19 protein-coding genes, 2 other RNA genes and 3 pseudogenes are annotated in these 16968 nt (G+C 68.2%); 13 read left to right on the forward strand and 11 right to left on the reverse strand.

What is annotated here, in order from left to right:
* The first annotated feature begins 9 nt into the window (after window positions 1–9).
* The 13 genes and pseudogenes from OG329_RS29920 to OG329_RS29980 all read left to right on the forward strand — a co-directional run.
* Window positions 10–741: a DUF2786 domain-containing protein gene (locus tag OG329_RS29920; RefSeq protein ID WP_405799510.1), complete on the forward strand. Its 732-nt coding sequence runs from the start codon at window positions 10–12 to the stop codon at window positions 739–741.
* Between the two features lie 10 nt (window positions 742–751).
* Window positions 752–814, forward strand: an RNA gene (locus tag OG329_RS29925) — hammerhead ribozyme type II.
* Window positions 815–831: 17 nt separating this feature from the next.
* A complete protein-coding gene (locus OG329_RS29930; RefSeq protein ID WP_405799511.1) occupies window positions 832–1161 on the forward strand; it encodes a hypothetical protein in 330 nt (109 codons plus the stop codon).
* Window positions 1161–1445: a hypothetical protein gene (locus tag OG329_RS29935; protein WP_405799512.1), complete on the forward strand. Its 285-nt coding sequence runs from the start codon at window positions 1161–1163 to the stop codon at window positions 1443–1445. The genes OG329_RS29930 and OG329_RS29935 overlap by 1 nt, the downstream gene beginning before the upstream one ends.
* Entirely contained in the window at window positions 1442–1672 is a 231-nt protein-coding gene (locus tag OG329_RS29940; protein WP_405799513.1) for a hypothetical protein, read from the forward strand. The genes OG329_RS29935 and OG329_RS29940 overlap by 4 nt, the downstream gene beginning before the upstream one ends.
* Entirely contained in the window at window positions 1665–2240 is a 576-nt protein-coding gene (locus OG329_RS29945) for a hypothetical protein (protein WP_405799514.1), read from the forward strand. The genes OG329_RS29940 and OG329_RS29945 overlap by 8 nt, the downstream gene beginning before the upstream one ends.
* A 109-nt stretch (window positions 2241–2349) precedes the next feature.
* Window positions 2350–2697: a hypothetical protein gene (locus OG329_RS29950; RefSeq protein WP_405799515.1), complete on the forward strand. Its 348-nt coding sequence runs from the start codon at window positions 2350–2352 to the stop codon at window positions 2695–2697.
* Window positions 2698–2713: 16 nt separating this feature from the next.
* An RNA gene (locus OG329_RS29955) (hammerhead ribozyme type II) lies at window positions 2714–2778 on the forward strand.
* Between the two features lie 42 nt (window positions 2779–2820).
* Window positions 2821–3321, forward strand: a complete 501-nt coding sequence (locus OG329_RS29960; protein WP_405799516.1) for a hypothetical protein — start codon at window positions 2821–2823, stop codon at window positions 3319–3321.
* Between the two features lie 384 nt (window positions 3322–3705).
* Window positions 3706–3831 carry a hypothetical protein gene (locus tag OG329_RS29965; protein WP_405799517.1) on the forward strand — a complete coding sequence of 42 codons (126 nt, stop codon included), beginning with the start codon at window positions 3706–3708 and terminating at the stop codon, window positions 3829–3831.
* A 4-nt stretch (window positions 3832–3835) separates the two neighbouring features.
* Entirely contained in the window at window positions 3836–5446 is a 1611-nt protein-coding gene (locus tag OG329_RS29970) for a recombinase family protein (protein ID WP_405799518.1), read from the forward strand.
* Between the two features lie 308 nt (window positions 5447–5754).
* Window positions 5755–5961: pseudogene (locus tag OG329_RS29975) on the forward strand (IS5/IS1182 family transposase); the annotation flags it as partial.
* Between the two features lie 128 nt (window positions 5962–6089).
* A pseudogene (locus OG329_RS29980) lies at window positions 6090–6185 on the forward strand (nucleoside-diphosphate kinase); the annotation flags it as partial.
* Window positions 6186–6237: 52 nt separating this feature from the next.
* Here OG329_RS29980 and OG329_RS29985 read toward each other — a convergent pair.
* The 11 genes and pseudogenes from OG329_RS29985 to OG329_RS30035 all read right to left on the reverse strand — a co-directional run bounded on the left by OG329_RS29985 (window position 6238) and on the right by OG329_RS30035 (window position 16925).
* Complete coding sequence (locus OG329_RS29985; protein WP_405799519.1) at window positions 6238–6960, reverse strand: FadR/GntR family transcriptional regulator; 723 nt, start codon at window positions 6958–6960, stop codon at window positions 6238–6240.
* Window positions 6951–7964, reverse strand: coding sequence for an aldo/keto reductase (locus OG329_RS29990; RefSeq protein WP_405802091.1), 1014 nt, complete (start codon window positions 7962–7964; stop codon window positions 6951–6953). Before OG329_RS29990 ends, OG329_RS29985 begins: the two co-directional genes overlap by 10 nt.
* A 59-nt stretch (window positions 7965–8023) precedes the next feature.
* Complete coding sequence (locus OG329_RS29995; RefSeq protein ID WP_405799520.1) at window positions 8024–9091, reverse strand: sugar kinase; 1068 nt, start codon at window positions 9089–9091, stop codon at window positions 8024–8026.
* Window positions 9088–9731, reverse strand: a pseudogene (locus OG329_RS30000) (bifunctional 4-hydroxy-2-oxoglutarate aldolase/2-dehydro-3-deoxy-phosphogluconate aldolase). The gene OG329_RS29995 and the pseudogene OG329_RS30000 overlap by 4 nt, the downstream one beginning before the upstream one ends.
* Window positions 9716–10477 carry an SDR family oxidoreductase gene (locus OG329_RS30005; RefSeq protein WP_405799521.1) on the reverse strand — a complete coding sequence of 254 codons (762 nt, stop codon included), beginning with the start codon at window positions 10475–10477 and terminating at the stop codon, window positions 9716–9718. Before OG329_RS30005 ends, OG329_RS30000 begins: the two are co-directional and overlap by 16 nt.
* Window positions 10474–11517: a zinc-binding dehydrogenase gene (locus OG329_RS30010; protein ID WP_405799522.1), complete on the reverse strand. Its 1044-nt coding sequence runs from the start codon at window positions 11515–11517 to the stop codon at window positions 10474–10476. Before OG329_RS30010 ends, OG329_RS30005 begins: the two co-directional genes overlap by 4 nt.
* Entirely contained in the window at window positions 11514–11951 is a 438-nt protein-coding gene (locus OG329_RS30015) for an RbsD/FucU domain-containing protein (protein ID WP_405799523.1), read from the reverse strand. Before OG329_RS30015 ends, OG329_RS30010 begins: the two co-directional genes overlap by 4 nt.
* Window positions 11942–12865 (reverse strand): amidohydrolase family protein, encoded by a 924-nt coding sequence (locus tag OG329_RS30020; RefSeq protein ID WP_405802092.1) that lies wholly within the window; start codon window positions 12863–12865, stop codon window positions 11942–11944. The genes OG329_RS30015 and OG329_RS30020 overlap by 10 nt, the downstream gene beginning before the upstream one ends.
* A 19-nt stretch (window positions 12866–12884) precedes the next feature.
* Window positions 12885–14216 (reverse strand): enolase C-terminal domain-like protein, encoded by a 1332-nt coding sequence (locus tag OG329_RS30025; RefSeq protein WP_405799524.1) that lies wholly within the window; start codon window positions 14214–14216, stop codon window positions 12885–12887.
* A 110-nt stretch (window positions 14217–14326) separates the two neighbouring features.
* On the reverse strand, window positions 14327–15370 hold the full coding sequence (locus OG329_RS30030; protein ID WP_405799525.1) for an ABC transporter permease: 1044 nt from the start codon (window positions 15368–15370) through the stop codon (window positions 14327–14329).
* The gene (locus OG329_RS30035) at window positions 15363–16925 is read right to left on the reverse strand and encodes a sugar ABC transporter ATP-binding protein (protein WP_405799526.1); all 1563 of its coding nucleotides are present in this window, start codon (window positions 16923–16925) and stop codon (window positions 15363–15365) included. The genes OG329_RS30030 and OG329_RS30035 overlap by 8 nt, the downstream gene beginning before the upstream one ends.
* Window positions 16926–16968: the final 43 nt, after the last annotated feature.

The following is a 16968-nucleotide window of genomic DNA, read 5'->3' on the forward strand; positions in this document are numbered from 1 at the left end:
GTGAAGACCATGACCGAGACCAACCCCAAGCTCGCGACGATCAAGGCGCTCCTGGCCAAGGCCGAGGACCCGGCCGCCTCGCCCGCGGAAGCGGAAGCGTACTTCGCCAAGGCCGCGAGCCTGATGGCCAAGCACGGGATCGAACAGGCCATGCTCTCCGAAGCCGAACCGGGCACCGACACGCTCGACTCCCAGGAGTTCAAGATCGAGGGCACTTACGTCCCCGATCGAGCCACCCTCCTGTTCGCCATCAGCCACGCGCTCGGCGCGCAGAACATCTTCTGGAACCTGACCAACTGGAACACGGGCAAGCGATACCGGCTCGTGCGGATCTACGCTCACGCCTCGACGCTGGCCCGCATCGACGTGCTGTTCACCTCACTCCAGCTCCAGGCCCTCAACGGCGTCCAGTATGGGCGTCCGCAGCCCGGAGAGTCGACCACGGCCTACCGCAAGAGTTGGCTCTCCGGCTTCTCCAGCGCGGTACGCAAACGCCTGCAACTGGCCGAGGAGTCGGCCGCCCAGGAGGCAAATGAGGGCGGGGCGACCGGCGCTGAACTCGTCTTGGTCAAGCGCGAGCAGGCCGTCTTGGCGTACTTCAAGGGCCAGCATCCGGGGGTCAAGCATGCACCGAAGCGCCGCCTGACCGGCGCTGGCTGGAAGGACGGCGTGAAGGCGGGAGCCAGCGCTGACCTGGGCGGCAGTCACCTCGGTGGTCGCACTCGTGAGTCGCTGACCTGACGTGCAAGTGTGGCGAAACCCCTTCGGGGGTCGGCGTGAGGTGGTAGCCCACGTCCTGATGAGCCAGACCATGAGAAGAGGAGAACCGAAGTGAGCGAGAAGCACTACAAGCTGGGCAAGCGCGAGGTCAGCGGACTCGGAAAGCTGTACCTCCAGGGCGGCGATGCCCTGAAGCGCGAGGAGATCGGCTTGGGAAACGCGGAGTACGCGGTGTTCGCTCGGCTGGCCTGGTTCGGACTCGCCAAGCGCGAGGAGGAGCAGCGCTGGTCAATCACCACGAAGGGCATCGGCTTCATCGAGGGGCGGGTTCGTGTCCAGACGGTGGCGGTCACCGTGGACCGGGAGTTCGTGCGGCTGGAGGGCGAGCTCGTCAGCGCAGGCGCCGTCAATCAGGAGTTCTCCTTCGCGGCGGCCGTCTGATGTCGCGAGAGCGAGACGGCTGGGAGTACGTGGGTGGCCAGCCTCGCTGGGCGCCGACCGTCGAGATCGCGATGGCCGAGATCACGGGCGGCCTGTACGGACACGAGTACGACGAGATCCGGCGCCGGCTCGAAGACCTGGTGCGCGCGGCCCAGCGCGATGCGGCCGAGAAGCTGTACGGGGAGTACCGCCAGCACCCGGAGCTGGAACTGGGCGTGCGCCTCGGGCTCAACAAGGCGGCAGAACTGACCTTCCCCAACTACCCCGAGGAGGATGGCGAGTGAACTCCCTGTTCCGAAAGGCGATCGAGCAGTACTTCGCCGACATGCGGTGCGCCGAGCCGTACCAGGTGATCTTCGGCTACGGGCCCGAGTCCGGGAGCGACAGCACCAAGGCGTTCCAGATCCGGGTATACACGCAGAACTGGGACCTCATCGCCGATTACCGCAACCAGGAGGCGGTGCAGTTCCTCGATCACCTGCTCGACCACACCGGGAGCGGGAGTGAGTGACCGACTGATCGTCGGGCTCAGCGGCTACTCCCGCTCTGGCAAGAACGAGGCGGCCGAGGCCCTGGTGCAGCACGGATGGAGCCAGGCGGGATTCGCGGACAAGCTGCGCGAGTTCCTGCTTGCCCTGAATCCCGTGATCCCCGGCCCGGTCGGCGTCGGGAACGTTCGGCTGCAACTCCTCATCGCTGACGCCGGATGGGAGTACGCCAAGGACTCGTACCCCGAGGTGCGAGCCCTGCTCCAGCGCGCTGGCACTGAGGCTGGCAGGCGAGTCCTCGGCGCGGACGTGTGGGTGGATGCTCTGTTCCGGGCCCACGCCGGGGCCCCGGCCTTGGTCATCACGGACTGTCGCTTCCCCAACGAGGCGCAAGCGGTGGCAGATCGGGGTGGCGTCATGATCCGAGTGGAGAGGCCCGGCGTGGGGCCGGCGCGAGACAGGGTGGGCCGGGTCCACGAGAGCGAGACATCGCTCGACGACTGGAGCTTCGACCACATCCTGGTCAACGACGGCACGGTGCGGGACCTGCACTTGAAGCTGCATGGCGTGGCCGATCTCGTGCAACTGTAGCGCGTGTGATACTGTCGCTGAAATCGCCAGTCGATCTCACGCAGAATGCCTGGGCATGCGTCAATACCCGACGCCGCGGGGTGCGGGCCATCGAGAGGGGAACCGAGTAGTGAGCGAGCAGTCCGAGACGATGAAGGAGCTGGCCGCACGGTATGCGGAGGCGTACGACAATCGCGAGGCCGGCATCCTTGCCTTCCTCGACGACGAGGGGGAGCTGAAGGAGGGCAACTCCTACGAGGCGTACGACGAGCACAGTTACGACGCATGGAACGACTCGCATGGCGACCTCGGCAGCCTGCTCTCTGAGCTCGGAGGTCTGATCGGCAAGGCCAAGAAGCTCACCGAGATGTGCCAGGCCCGCGAAGCCGCGCGGGAGGGGGCGACAAGCGAGGTCAACAACCAGAGCCGCGAAGACCTCGGCGCCCTGCTGCGAGATCTGTCCGCTCTGTTGGGTTGACTGTGCAAGTGTAACGAGCCGAAACTCCCGGAGGGGAGTCGGCCGGAGATGGCGCTCCGGCCCTGACGATGGCAGCCAGGACGGAAGGGGCCCCGAAATGAAGTACCTGAGAGTCAGCGGCGAGTGAGGCTCACCCCGAGAACGCACGAGATTCAGAGGGTCGTCGAGATCCTGGAGGACCCGACCTTCGACAGCCCGGAGCAACTGGCCAAGGCGGTCATCAAGGAAGTCGCCGAGATCGTGCAGATGCGCGACCTGGTGGTACTGGTGCACACCTGGGCCGGCGGCTCGAAGGGCCTGAACATGGGCCCGTTCGGCTCGATCGCCGAGGCGGAAGCCTTCGCCAAGAGGATGTCGTTCGGCGGCACTGGCCGGCCGGTCCCCATCACCTCCTCGGGCGTGCTGCTCGCGAACCACGACGGCAAGACGAGCTGGCCCGGCTACTGCTACGCGGAGGGTTGCGGGCACGCCCCATGGACGCATGCGATCGAGGGCGCAAGCCGCGGCAAGTGCCACCTGGAGGCGTGCTCCTGCTCGAAGTTCCGCAAGGACGACCCAAACAAGAAGAAGCCCGCCAGGAAGGCGGCCAGCAAGGGGACGGGGAAATCGATCAATGAGCTCTGACTGGATCATGTGCAAGTGTGGCATCAAGCGTGGCTGGGCCACCGAGCGAGACGCGGAGAGGGCCCTTGGTCGGGCCCGAGCAAAGAGGAACCGGAGGGCCGACGCCGCCGGCACTCGGCGAGGGCAGCACATCGAGCATCGCGTCTACGACTGCGAACTCGGGCGCTGGCACCTGACCAGCGAGAACCGCAAGTCGTACGACACCAGGCAGGTCGCGTGAAGTGGGAGAAGGGCCGGGGAGTGTGCGAGTGCAGTGACTCCATCCGCTCGGCGATCGGTACATGCCCGGAGAAGGGGCACCGCGAGTTCTTCTTCTGCCCGAAGCAGAGGCGGCTCACCACCAGCAACGACATTGCGACGACATCGAGAGCGAGGAGTTGAGCAGTGCCTGACCTGAAGTACCAGAGCGACGGCGGCGCAGATCTGGTTCGCACCATCGTGATCGAGAGCGAGATCGTCGTTGTGGATGACGAGGGCAACGAGTCCTCCTACGACCCGAGTCTGATCTGACGCCATGTTGAAGCGTCCGAAGCGTCGGCCTGCGTCGGAACGGGTCGCCTACAGCGTTGACAACGAATGGACTGAGTCGGACCTCGCCTTGCTGGCGGATCTGAAGGCGCGGGAAGCGCTGCTTCCAGACGACGCTCTCCGCGCCCTGCTCTCGGTACGGCTGTCCGTCTTCACTGACGACACCACCTCGCCCGTACGTCAGGAACTCGATCTCCGACAGGAGGCGTTGTCCAAGGGGCACCGAATTGTGGGTGTGGCCAGCGACCTCAACGTGTCGGCCACGAAGGTTCCGCCGTGGAAGCGCAAGGCGCTCGGCAAGTGGCTCAACGACCGCACTCCAGAGTTCGACGTCCTCTGGTTCTGGAAGCTCGACCGCTTCATCCGAAACCTGAATGACCTGAACGTGATGATGAACTGGTCGTTGAAGTATGGCAAGAACCTGGTGTCCAAGCACGACACGATCGACCTGACCACGACGGCAGGGAAGATCATGGTCACCATCATCGGCGGAGTCGCCGAGATCGAGGCGGCGAACACCAGCACCCGAGTGGCGAGCCTCTGGGACTACACGAAGACCCAAGACGAGTGGCTTGTGGGGAAGCCGCCGTACGGATACGTAACCGCGGATGACGATCAGGGCAAGGTCGTCCTCGTCATCGACGAGGACGCCTACAAGGCCCTGCACTGGGCCCGACGCATGGCTCTGCGTGGCGTGTCCGCCACCCGCATGGTCGTCCGATTGAAGCGTTCGGGACTCATGAGCGAGGGCCTGACCAGCACCACCCTGCTCCGGCGGCTTCGGAACCCCGGTCTCCTGGGGCTCCGAGTAGAAGAGGAGAAGGACGGCGGCGTACGGCGCTCAAAGCTGGTGATCGGGCGCGATGGTAACTACGTCAAGGTCGCGGAGCCGATCTTCACCCAGGAGGAGTTCGACACACTCCAGGTGGCGATCGACCGCCGAGGGAAGACGCAGCCGCGGCGGACGCGGGGTGCGACGAAGTTCCTGGGCGTACTGATCTGCTCGGACTGCGGCTCGAACATGACTGTGCAGGTCACTTGCAACAGTCACGGCGAGTACCGCTACCTGCGGTGCCAGAAGTGCAAGAGCGGTGGGCTCGGAGCCCCGCACCCCATGTCGGTGTACGAGCGAGTCGTCGCGGACGTTCTGAAGGTGCTCGGTGATGAGCCGGTTCGGGTGCGCGAGTACGCGCAAGGCGCCGAGGCGCGCAAGGAGATGAAGCGGCTGGAGGATGCGATCACCCACTACATGAAGGAGCTTGAGCCGGGCGGGCGTTACACGAAGGCGCGGTTCACTCGGGAGAAGGCTGAGGAAACGCTCGACAAGATGATTGGCGATCTCCAGAAGATCGACCCCGACACTGCGCAGGACCGTTGGGTGAGCGTCCACAACGGCAAGACGTTCCGTGAACAGTGGGAGGCCGGCGGGATGGAGGCGATGTCTGCCGACCTCCTTCGCGTGGGGATCAAGTGCGAGGTCACACGCACGAAGATGCCGAAGGTCCGGGCGCCGAAGGTTCACTTGAAGTTGATCATCCCCGCCGACGTGCGTGAGCGATTGGTGGTCCGTGAGGACGAGTTCGCCGACCAGTTCTGACGTACGCAACAGCCCCTCATCCTTGATGGATGGGGGGCTGTTCTTGTTTTGGGGCTGTGTCCGTCTGCCCTCAGCTCGACCTTGACATCCAGATCGGCCCGACGGGCAGGAAGCTGCTGCCGCTGACGGTCAAGAAGGGCTCCTGACCTGTGGGAACAGGCGGCCGAACAGATGCGACTGTGAGGCGCGTCGCGAGTGCGCTCTCCGCGAACAGTGGGCATGAAGGCAGGGCCTCTTGGTAGCTCGGGGTTGCGAAGCCAACCGGGATCCAGGAGACCCTGTTGCCGCAGTTGTACGTGCTCGCGCCGGTGGAGTTCAACTCGGTTGCACCGTCGTGTGATTGTGTCGCCCACCGGTTCGGAAACGCGGCCGATCACCCGGAACGTGTTCGGTGGTATCCCTCGGACATGACGGACGCGGAGTGGGCCGTGGTCCGACCACTGCTGCCGGTGCCGGGCTGGTTGCGTGGCCGGGGAGGGCAGCCGGAGGCGTACTGCCACCGGGCGATACTCGATCAATGCCACGAAGTTAAGGCCCAGTTGACGTTGTCAAGCGCGAGTGTGTACGAGACGGGCCTCTGCTATCCAGGGGATCGACCAAGATCTTCCTGAGAAAGCAGAGGCCCGGTGGCGAAAGGGAGTCAATGGTCCAGGATCAGGCACAAACTGTCGAGCGCACACTCATCCTGCTCAAGCCCGATGCACTGGCGCGTGGCCTGGCAGGAGCCATCTGGGTCCGCTGCCAGGTTCCCACCGACCCGGTGCCCCGGCCCTCCGCGTGATGTGCCGGAGTCAGTCCTGTTCCATCGCTTCGTAGGGGAAGTTCTCGTTGGAGCGCAAGTGCTCTCTCAACCATTGCTCGGTGTTGCTCACGTGGAGCAGTGCGGCGGCCTGGCTGAGGGAGGCGTCGCCGGTGGAGAGGGCCTGGAAGATCGCCTCGTGTTCCGCCAGGGTCCGGCCTGCGGCCTGGTCGTCGACCAGTCCACGCCAGATGCGGGCCCGCAGTGTGCGCCCTGAGATGCCCTCCAGGAGGGTGAGTAGCGACTCGTTGCCCGTGGCCGCGATGACGGCGCGGTGAAAAGCGGCATCGTGGGTGTTGAGCTGCTCGACATCGTCGTGCGCTTCGCGCATGGCGTCCAAGTGGGTTTTCACTGTGGCCAGTTGCTCGTCAGAGATGCGGGTGGCGGCCAGGCCGGTGGCGATCGGTTCGAGGAGTCGTCGTACTTCCATGAGGTCCTGCAGGGCGGCCGAGTCTCCCTGCAAGAGGTCCACCGCTCCGCCTAGGCCCTCCAGGAGGAGACTCGGCTGCAGGCTGGTCACGTACGTGCCGTCACCGCGTCGGACTTCCAGCACTCGGGCGACGGACAGTACCTTGACCGCTTCGCGGGCGAGATTACGGGAGAGGCCGAGCTGGGCGGCCAGGTCCGGCTCAGGAGGGAGTTTCGATCCGGGAGGCAGGGCGCCGGTGCGGATCAGCTCGCGGATCTTCGCGATGGCCTTGTCGGTCAGGGACACTGCGACCCCCTCCCCTGGCCGCTCTGCGTCGGCACGTCCCGTCTGATCAGTCCTCGGGCGCGGAGATCGTCCCAGAGGCTTTCGGGGACGTGCTGATGGTGGAGACGCACGTTTCGTTCGACCTGTTCCTGGGTTCGCATGCCAAGGGTGACGTTGATGATACTGGGGTGGGTGCGGGGGAAGGCCATCGCGGCGGCGGGCAGGACCGTTCCGTGCGTGGCGCAGACGTCGGCGATCGCCAGGGCGCGCGCGACCAGGGGCTGCGGTGCCTGCCGGTAGTCGTACGTCATACCTGCGGCGGGCACGTCGCGGGACAGCAGTCCCGAGTTGAACACTCCGGCCGCCACCACGCTCTTGCCCGACTCCAGGGCGGCCGGCAGCACATCGTCCAGCGCCGACTGGTCGAGGAGTGTGTACCGCCCGGCGAGCATTACCACGTCCGCCGCGGTTTCCCGCAGGAAGCGGGCGAGCATGGCCGACTGGTTCATCCCGGCGCCGATCGCGCCGATCACCCCTTGGTCGCGCAGTTCCGCCAGGGCCGGCATGGCTTCGCCGGCCGCCTGCCTCCATTGGTCGTCAGGGTCGTGAAGGTAGACGACGTCGAGGCGGTCCAGGCCCGTGCGCTCCAATGACTCCTCGATGGAGCGGAGCACTCCGTCATGGCTGAAGTCCCACTGCCTGCGAAGGTCGTCCCGCACTATGAAGCCCTCGTCGTCGACGCCACGCGGCTGCTCGTTGGGCACGAGCAGGCGGCCGGCCTTCGAGGAGACGACGTACGCGTCCCGTGGCCGGTCCCGCAGGGCCGCGCCCAAGCGGCGCTCGGAGAGGCCGAGCCCGTAGTGCGGCGCCGTGTCGAAGTAGCGGATGCCCGCCGCCCAGGCCGCCCCGACCGCGGCCTCCGCGTCGCCGGGAGGGGTGACTCTGTGGAGATTGCCGATGCCGGAGGCTCCGAAGCCGAGCGGAGTGAGCTCGACGGGGGTACTCGTGATCGTGCGCGGTCCCATTGTCTGATGTCGCAACGTCGCTCCTCGTTACTGCGGTGATCTGGCAGTGCGTCGGCCGGTCAGCGTCTGACTGCGGCCGAGCCACCGTTGACGAACGCCTCGACCTCGGCGAGCGAGACCATGGAGACGTCGCCGGGCGTGGTCATGGTGAGCGCGCCGTGAACGGTGCCGTAGGCAAGGGCGCGCTCCAGGCAGGGAGCCGTCAACGGACCCGGCCACAGGCCGTGCCCGGTCAGCAGACCGTGGATCAGACCGGCGGCGAAGCCGTCGCCGGAACCGATGCGGTCCAGGACGTGCAGACCCGGCATCCGGGGACCGGCGACGAATCCGGTCTCGGCGGACCATGCGGCCGAGGACCAGTCGTTGACGCCGGCCGACGGCACCCCGCGCAAGGTCGTTGCCGGCAGCCTGGCGCCGGGGACCAGGTCCGACACCTCCGCGAGCGCCTCCGGTACGGCGCCGGCGGGCAGCCGTTCCTCTCCGGGCCGCGGTCCTGACAGGGCCAGGGCGCCCACCACGACATCGGAATGCCTTACCAGCCGCAGATCGACCTCGCGTGCCCTGGCCGCACCACCCCTGCCGTGCCACAGACTCGGCCGGTAGTTGGGGTCGTACGACACGGTGACGCCGTGCCGTCGCGCGGTCGCCATGGCCTCCTCGGCCACGTCCGCCGTCGTGTCCGACAGCCCGGCGAAGATGCCACCGGTGTGGAACCACCGCGGCCCTGCCGCGAAGACCGCCTCCCAGTCGATGTCACCCTTGCGCAGATGGGAGACGGCGGTGTCGGCTCGATCGCTGACGCCGAGCGCGCCCCGGATACCGAAGCCTCGCTCGACGAAGTTGAGACCGTTCCGGGCAGCGCGCCCCACCCCGTCGTCGGGCACCCAGCGGATGAGAGAGGTGTCGACGCCACCCTGCAGGATCAGGTCCTCGATGAGGCGGCCCACCGCGTTGTCCGCCAGGGCCGTCACGACCGCCGTGCGCAGGCCGAAGCAGCGCCGCAGTCCGCGGACGGCGTTGTATTCGCCGCCGCCCTCCCACACCTGGAAGGAACGGGCGGTGCGGATACGTCCTTCGCCCGGGTCGAGGCGGAGCATCACCTCACCGAGGGCCACGACGTCGGTCACATCGTGCTCCCTTCAACCGCGTCGGCGGTCAGTCGGCGGATCTCTTCGTAGTCGCCCCGCTCCAGGTGCTCGGAGGTCGCCGTCCAGTTGCCTCCCACGGCGAGTACCGCAGGCTCGTCGAGGTAGCCGGCGAGCTGGGCGGCGCCGATGCCGCCGGTCGGCACGAATCGCGCCTGCGGGAAGGGGCCGCAAGCGCGCGCAGCATTCGGATGCCGCCGAGGGGCTCGGCGGGGAAGAGCGTGACGGTGTCGGCGCCGGCCCGCAGGGCACACGCGAGCTCGGTCGCGGTGGCGATGCCGGGCACCGCGGGCACCCCCAGCTCCCGGCATTTCGCGACGACCTCTTCGTCGAAGCTGGGCGTGACCACGAAGCGGGCCCCGGCCGCCACGGCGCGCTCGGCCTGTTCGGCCGTGAGCACCGTGCCGGCGCCGACGACCAGTTCGCCGTGTGCCGCCATCGCCTTGAGCGCCTGCTCGGCGTCGGGGGTGCGGAAGGTGATCTCGCCGCAGCGGGCGCCGCCCAGGCTGAGGGCCTCGGCCAGGGGGCAGGCCATGGTGGCGTCCGGCACGGTCAGCACCGGTATGAACCGTGCGCCGGCCAGTACGGAGGCCAGGCCGGTGTCGCTCATCGGCCCAACCATCCGCCGTCGACGGGCAGCAGGGTGCCGTGGATGTACGCGGCGGCGTCCGAGGCGAGGAAGACCGCGGCGCCCGCCAGGTCGTCCGCGGTGCCCCAGCGGCCTGCCGGGATGCGGTCCAGGATCGCCTTGCTGCGTACGGGATCGTCCCGCAGGGCCTGGGTGTTGTCGGTGGCGATGTATCCCGGGGCGATGGCATTGACGTTGACGCCGTACACGGCCCACTCGTTGGCCAGTGCCTTGGTCAGTCCGGCGATGCCGTGCTTGGCAGCGGTGTATCCGGGAACCGTGACTCCACCCTGGTGGCTCAGCAACGAGGCAGTGAAGATGATCTTTCCCCGACCTCGGGCCACCATCGCCGCGCCGATGGCGCGGGTGAGCGCGAACTGGGCGTTGAGGTTGACTTGAAGGACCAGTTCCCAGTCCGCGTCGGTGTGTTCGACGGCCGGGGCACGGCGGATGGTGCCCGCGTTGTTGACGAGGATGTCCACCGGCCGTACGCGCGCGGCGAGAAGCTCACCGAGATCTCGCACGGCTTCGGGGTCGGCGAAGTCGGCGCGGACGGCCTCGAAGGTACGACCCGCGGCGAGCACGTCCTTCTCGACACCGCTGCCGGTCGGCTCCAGGTTCGCACTGACACCGATGACGTCCGCGCCCGCCTCCGCGAGCGCCCGGGCCATGGCACGGCCGATGCCGCGCCGGGCTCCGGTGACGACGGCGAGCTTCCCGCTGACGTCGAAGGCGTTCATGCGGCCACTCCCTGAGTGTCGTCAGTGCAGTCCACCAGGATCTTCATCACGTCACCGCCACCTTCCAGGGCGTGGAAGGCGGTGTGCGCTTCGATGAGCGGCACGATCTTGCTGATGAGCCGCCCGGCCGGGATCGTGCCGTCGGCGACCAGTGCCACGGCGCGCTCGAAGTCGGAGCGGTCGTACAGCCGAGCGCCGACGAGAGTGAGTTCACGCCAGAAGAAGCGGTGCAGGTTCACCTCGCGGGGGTGAGGGTGGATGGCGACGAGGCACAGCCGGCCGCGCACCCCGAGCACGTCGACCGCCGTCTGTACGCCGGCCGCCGCACCGGACACCTCGAACGCCACGTCCGCTCCGGCGTCCGAGGTCCACTCGCTCACCAGTCGGGGGACGTCGTCGGCTGCCGGATCCCAGGTTTCCAGCCCCAGTTCCCCGGCGAGCGCGCGCCGGTGGGCGCTGAGTTCCACGACCCGTACGCCGGCGCCGGCGGCTTGAGCGACCAGCGCGATCAGGATGCCCACGGGCCCGCCGCCGACCACGACGACCCGCTCGCCCTCCCGCACGGCCGCGCGGGCCACGTCGTGGACGGCGACGGCGGTGGGTTCGACGAGTGCGGCCTGGTCCAGGGGCAGGGAACCGGGCAGCCGGATCAGGGCGGCGGCAGGCACGATCCAGCGCTGCTGCATGGCGCCCGGCGAGTCGATGCCGATGAAGTCGAGGTGCTGACAGACGTGCTGGTGGCCGGCGCGGCACGCGGGGCAGGTGCCGTCCCAGCGCAGCGGCATCACGGTCACCGCGTCGCCGGGGCTCCACCCCTCGACGCCCGGTCCGACGCGTACGACACGGCCGGACATCTCGTGTCCGAGGACGGCCGGGGCGCTGACACGGGCGTCCATGTCTCCGTGGAAGATGTGCAGATCGGTGCCGCAGATGCCGACGTAGGCGGGGGCCAGTTCCACCTCACCGGGGCCCGGGCAGCCGGCCCCGGCGTGAACGGTCTCCAAGGTAAAGGCGGCTGTGTAACGAACAGCAATTGTCATCGTGCTCTCAGGGTCCTTTCCGCGTTGACGCCAATGGTCAGCAGCAGGTTGGCGTAGGTACGGATGTCGGCGGTGACGATCGTCAGTGCCACGTCGGGTGAGCGGGCGGCGTCGTAGAACTCGAAGCGGCCGAGGGCTCCGACTGGGGCGGGCGCCAGACGCTTCCGGTATTCGGCGACGGCCGGCGGTTCCGGCTCGCCCTCGGGTGGCACCATCACCTGGGCCGACTCGACGGTCACGGCGCCCAGCAGCACGTCGAGGACGGTGGTGACGTCCAACAGGCCCGGTGTCAGGTTGAGGTGGACGGTCCGGGCGCGTTCCCCGGTGGCGGTGCTCGCGGGGTAGTGGCCGTCGGCGAGCAGTACCCGGGCGCCGTGACCGGCGCCAGCCAATGCGTGCAGGATGCCGGGGTGGAGCAGGCTGGTCAGGAGCATGGTGTCCCCCCGTCCCGCTCAAGGGCCGCTTTCAGGCGGTAGAAATTGGTCGCGGTGCCGGCGAGGACGGCCGAGGTCTCGGCAGGCGAGCAGTCGTCGAGCAGTTCGTCCACGGTGGTGGCCCACCGGTCCCAGCCGCCAGCGAGAACACAGACGGGCCAGTCGGAACCGAACATCAGCCGGTCGGGGCCGAACGCTGCCAGCAGGACCTCCCACACGGGCCGGATGCCGTCGGTCGCCCATGTCCGGTGGTCGGCCTCGGTGACCAGTCCCGACACCTTGCACCGCACCTGGGGGTACGCCGCGAGCCTGCGCACATCCGCCGCCCAGGTGCTCAGTTCACCCTGGGCGATGGGGGGCTTGCCCGCGTGGTCGAGGACGAGCGGCAGGCCGGGGAAGCGTTCGGCCAGTCGAACGACCTGGTCGAACTGGTGGCTACGGATCAGCACGTCGTACGCCAGCCCGCGCTCCTGCACCGCTCGCAACCCTCTTTCCACGGAGGGACGTTGCAGCCACTGCGGGTCCGGTTCGTCCTGGACGAGGTGCCGCAGGGCGCGCAGGTACCGGCCGCCCGGCCCGGAGCTCAGGTCGTCGAGTACCTCGCCGACGGCCGGGGAGGTGAGATCGGCCCAGCCCACGACCGCTCCGATCTCGGGGTCGGTGTCGGGGTCGGTGTCGGCCAGGGCGAGCAGTTCCCGGGTCTCGGTCACGGAGGCCACGCACTGGACCACCACCGTGCACTCCAGCCGCCGGCCGGCGATCGCCCGCGTCGCTGCGACGTGCAGGTCGGACATGCCGAAGGTGCGGCGGATCGGTTCGTGCCCGGGCTCGTCGAGCCAGGGCTGGGGCAGCCGGTCCGGATTCCACACGTGGTGGTGTGCGTCCACCAGCCCGCCGGCCGGCCCCAGCCGCATCTCCGGCGCCCCACTGCTCTCAGACACGGGACGACCAGACCGGGCCGTCGGGGTAGGTGTACTTCTTGAGCGAGTCCTGGTGCATCTCGGCGCCGAGGCCGGGGAGCACAGGGGCCAGGTAGTGTCCGCGCTCCACGCGTACCGGGTCGACGAAATGTTCATGCAGATGGTCGACGAACTCGATGACGCGGTCTTCGACGGTGCCGGAGACGGCGACGTAGTCGAACATCGACAGGTGCTGGACCATCTCGCACAGGCCGACACCACCGGCGTGCGGGCAGACCGGGATGCCGAACTTGGCGGCGAGAAGCAGGATGGCGATGTTCTCGTTGATGCCGCCCACCCGCGCCGAGTCGATCTGCACGATGTCCACGGCGCGCGCCTGGAGCAACTGCTTGAAGACGACCCGGTTGGCGATGTGCTCGCCGGTGGCGACCTTGATGGGGCCGAGCGCCTCGCGGACAGTGGCGTGGCCGAGGATGTCGTCCGGGGATGTGGGTTCCTCGATCCAGTACGGGTCGTAGGGGGCCAGTGCGCGCATCCAGTCGATGGCGGGCTGGACGTCCCACCGCTGATTGGCGTCGACGGCGATGCGTATGTCGTCACCGACGGTCTCGCGTGCGATGCGCAGGCGCCGCACGTCGTCCTCCAGGCATGCACCCACCTTCAGCTTGATCTGGGTGAAGCCGTCGGCGACGGCCTCCCGGGCGAGCCGGGACAGCTTCTCGTCGGAGTAGCCGAGCCAGCCGGGGGTGGTGGTGTAGGCGGGGTAGCCGCGCTCCAGCAGAAGGGCGATGCGCTCCTGGCGGCCCGGCCCGGCACGGCGCAGGATTTCCAGCGCGTCCTCGGGGGTGAGGGCGTCACTGAGCCAGCGGAAGTCGACCTGGGCCACCAGATCCTCGGGCGTCATCTCGGCGAGGAACCGCCACACCGGCTTGCCCGCCCGCTTGGACGCCAGGTCCCAGGCGGCGTTCACTACAGCGCCGGTGGCCATGTGGATCGCGCCCTTCTCCGGTCCCAGCCAGCGCAGTTGGGGGTCGTGGACGAGCGTGCGCGCGAAGGTTCCGAGGTCCGCGCAGACCTCGTCGACGGACAGGCCGACCACGTGCGGGGCGAGCGTCGCGATGGCTGCCGCCTGTGCGTCGTTGCCCCGCCCGGTGGTGAAGGCGAGGGCGTGTCCCTCCAGGCCGTCGCCAACGTCAGTGCGCAGGACGACGTAGGCGGCGGAGTAGTCGGGCTCGGGGTTCATGGCATCCGACCCGTCCAGGTGCTCGGACGTCGGGAACCGCACGTCGAGGACGTCGAGGGCGGTGATCCGGGCGGACCCGGGGTCAGCGGAAGGGGAGGGCATGACAGCTCCTATGGGGCAGGGGAGGCGGGTCCCCTGCGTCGAGAGGGGTGGGCGGCAGGGTGCACGGCGGCCGTGCGCCCGCCCATGAGGGCCGTCGACGGCCGCCGGGTTCACTCTTGGACCTTGCCGCCCGTGATGCGTGAGATGGTCAGCGCGACCAGGATGATCAGGCCGTTGAGGGCTCCGATCCACTGGGCGGGGACGCCCGCCAGGGTGAGGACGTTCTGGATCATGAACAGCAGCAGGATGCCGCTGAAGGCGCCGAACATGGTGCCCTTGCCGCCGTTGAGGCTGATCCCGCCGATGACGGCGGCGGCGAAGACGGTGAAGATGTAGCCGTTGCCCTGCGCGGAGGCCACCGAGGCGAGCCGCCCGGACAGCAGGAGTCCGGCGAGCGCTGCGAGCACGCTTCCGCTGACGAGAACGATCCACAGCACCCGGTCGGTGCGGATACCGGCGGCCCTGGCCGCATCGACGTTGCCGCCGATGGCGTACAGCGAGCGGCCGAAGCTGGTCCAGCCCAGGGCAACGACGGCGACGGCGAACAGCACCAGGCAGATCCAGACCGACGCGGGCATACCGAGCCATGCGACGCTGCCCAGGTAGAGCATCGACTGCGGCAGTTGGAAGAACGTCTGGCCCCCGGAAATCCCGGTCAGGACACCGCGCAGGACGATCAGCATGCCGAGTGTGACAATGAAGCCGTTCAGGCCGAAGCGGTTGATGAGCAACGCGTTGAGCACGCCGACGAGTGCGCCCACGGCAAGCGTGACAGGGATCGCCCAGCCCCCGGGGAGAAGACCCAGTCCGTGTCCCGCGCCGGTCGGTACCACCAGCCAGGCGGCGACGCCGGGCGCGAGGCCCATGGTGGACTCCAGAGACAAGTCCATCTTCTTCACGATCAGGATCATCGTCTGGGCGAGGACCAACAGGGCGATCTCGGACATGGTCTGCAAGACGTTGACCAGATTGTCGGCCTGCAGGAAGACCGGGTTGACGATCTGGCCGACGATCGCGATCACCACGATGGCCGGCACGAGGGCAAGGTCGCGCAGCCGTGCCAGCGGGATACGGCCTCCGATCAGTACGGTCCGCTTGGCCTGCGGCTCCTTGGCCTTCGCGGCTGGTGTGTCCGCCAGGACGGTTTCAGGCATCGAGCTCCACCCCTTCCATCGCGGCAACGAGATCGTGGTCGTGCCAGCCGCGGGAGATCGCTTCGGTTACTCGGCCCTGGAACAACACCAGGACCCGGTCGCACATACGCAGGTCGTCCAGTTCATCGGAGGCGATGAGCACTCCGGTGCCTGTGTCCGCGATCTCCTCGACCTTGCCGAGGAGGAATTCCTTGGAGCGCACGTCCACGCCCGCGGTCGGGTTGATCAGCACCAGCAGCCTGGGGTCGTCGGCGAGGGCGCGGGCCATGACGACCTTCTGCTGGTTGCCCCCGGAAAGAGCTGATACGGGCAGATCGGGGCCCGGGGTCTTGATCGCCAAGTTCTCGATCATCTCGCCGGCCAGCCGGTCCCGACGCCTACTGCTGATGAAGCCGCTGTGGCCGAGCCGCCCCGGCACGGACAGCGTGGCGTTGTCCGCGATGGACATGTCGGGGACGAAACCCTGGCGATGCCGGTCCTGCGGGACGAACCCGGCGCCTGCGGCGAGTGCGGCGGAGACACTTCCCGGGCGAGGCCGCTGACCGGCGATCTCGATCTCGCCGCTCTCCGCGGCCCGCAGTCCCACCACGGCCTCGGCGAGCTCGGTGCGACCGCTTCCCGTGGCGCCTGCGAGCCCGACGATCTCGCCTGCGCCCACTTGGAAGGTGACATTCTCATAGGCGTCGCCGCTGACGTCACGGACGCTCAGCGCCGGCGTCGAGCCGGCGTCGAGCGTGCTCGCCCGCTCCACGCGCCGCTCCTCCGCCGCATCACCGGTCATGGCGGCGACGAGCTCCGTACGAGACAGCTCGGCCACCGGAGCGGTCAGGATGTGCCGCGCGTCCCGGTACACGGTCACCATGTCGCAGATCTCGTAGATCTCCTGGAGGTGGTGACTGATGAACAGGAAGGTCACGCCCTGGCGTTGCAGTTCGCGGATCCGCTCGAAGAGCCGGTCGATCGCCGCGCCGTCGAGCTGGGCGGTGGGTTCGTCGAGGATGATGAACCGCGCGCCGAAGGACAGTGCCCTGGCGATCTCGACGAACTGCCGCTGCTCCACGTCGAGATCGCCGGCAAGGGTGTGCGGATCGACGTCCACGGACCAGGTCGACAGCAGGTCCTGTGCGCGGCGCCGCACTCCCTGCCAGCTGATCAGCCGGCCCCGGCCGTGCTCGTGTCGGTTCAGGAGGAGGTTCTCGGCCACGCTCAGCGTCGGGATGATCGTCGACTTCTGATAGACGCATGCCACCCGCTGCCGCCAGGCGTCGCGGTCCGTGAGCCTCGGCGCCGGGCTGCCGCCGAAGGTCACTGTTCCCTCGTCCGGGGCCTGAAGTCCGGTGAGGACGGACACCAGGGTCGACTTGCCGGCACCGTTGCGGCCGACGAGCGCGTGCGTCTCGCCAGGCCTGACCGTGATCCTGGTGCCGTTGAGGGCCACCGTCGGACCGAATCGTTTGACAATACCCGCCGCCTCGACGACGGGCGGAGCTGCTGGAGCCCGTCCGTCGTCCGGCGGGGCGGGTGTGGGGGCGACTGCTCGCTTCCCGTCCCTCATTTCAACCGCCTTGTGTTCGCAAGCCTGGGGATTCTCGTGCGTA

The organism is Streptomyces sp. NBC_01506 (assembly GCF_045040295.1).
GTDB lineage: Bacteria > Actinomycetota > Actinomycetes > Streptomycetales > Streptomycetaceae > Streptomyces.

What these genes read in the sequence shown, in the direction of transcription:
- OG329_RS29990 (WP_405802091.1), bottom strand. Translation starts at nt 7,964, where the DNA reads ATGGGACCGCGCACGATCACGAGTACCCCCGTCGAGCTCACTCCGCTC.
- OG329_RS29970 (WP_405799518.1), top strand. Translation starts at nt 3,836, where the DNA reads ATGTTGAAGCGTCCGAAGCGTCGGCCTGCGTCGGAACGGGTCGCCTAC.
- OG329_RS30015 (WP_405799523.1), bottom strand. Translation starts at nt 11,951, where the DNA reads ATGCTCCTGACCAGCCTGCTCCACCCCGGCATCCTGCACGCATTGGCT.
- OG329_RS30020 (WP_405802092.1), bottom strand. Translation starts at nt 12,865, where the DNA reads ATGCGGCTGGGGCCGGCCGGCGGGCTGGTGGACGCACACCACCACGTG.
- OG329_RS30025 (WP_405799524.1), bottom strand. Translation starts at nt 14,216, where the DNA reads ATGCCCTCCCCTTCCGCTGACCCCGGGTCCGCCCGGATCACCGCCCTC.
- OG329_RS30005 (WP_405799521.1), bottom strand. Translation starts at nt 10,477, where the DNA reads ATGAACGCCTTCGACGTCAGCGGGAAGCTCGCCGTCGTCACCGGAGCC.
- OG329_RS30035 (WP_405799526.1), bottom strand. Translation starts at nt 16,925, where the DNA reads ATGAGGGACGGGAAGCGAGCAGTCGCCCCCACACCCGCCCCGCCGGAC.
- OG329_RS29920 (WP_405799510.1), top strand. Translation starts at nt 10, where the DNA reads ATGACCGAGACCAACCCCAAGCTCGCGACGATCAAGGCGCTCCTGGCC.
- OG329_RS29935 (WP_405799512.1), top strand. Translation starts at nt 1,161, where the DNA reads ATGTCGCGAGAGCGAGACGGCTGGGAGTACGTGGGTGGCCAGCCTCGC.
- OG329_RS30010 (WP_405799522.1), bottom strand. Translation starts at nt 11,517, where the DNA reads ATGACAATTGCTGTTCGTTACACAGCCGCCTTTACCTTGGAGACCGTT.
- OG329_RS30030 (WP_405799525.1), bottom strand. Translation starts at nt 15,370, where the DNA reads ATGCCTGAAACCGTCCTGGCGGACACACCAGCCGCGAAGGCCAAGGAG.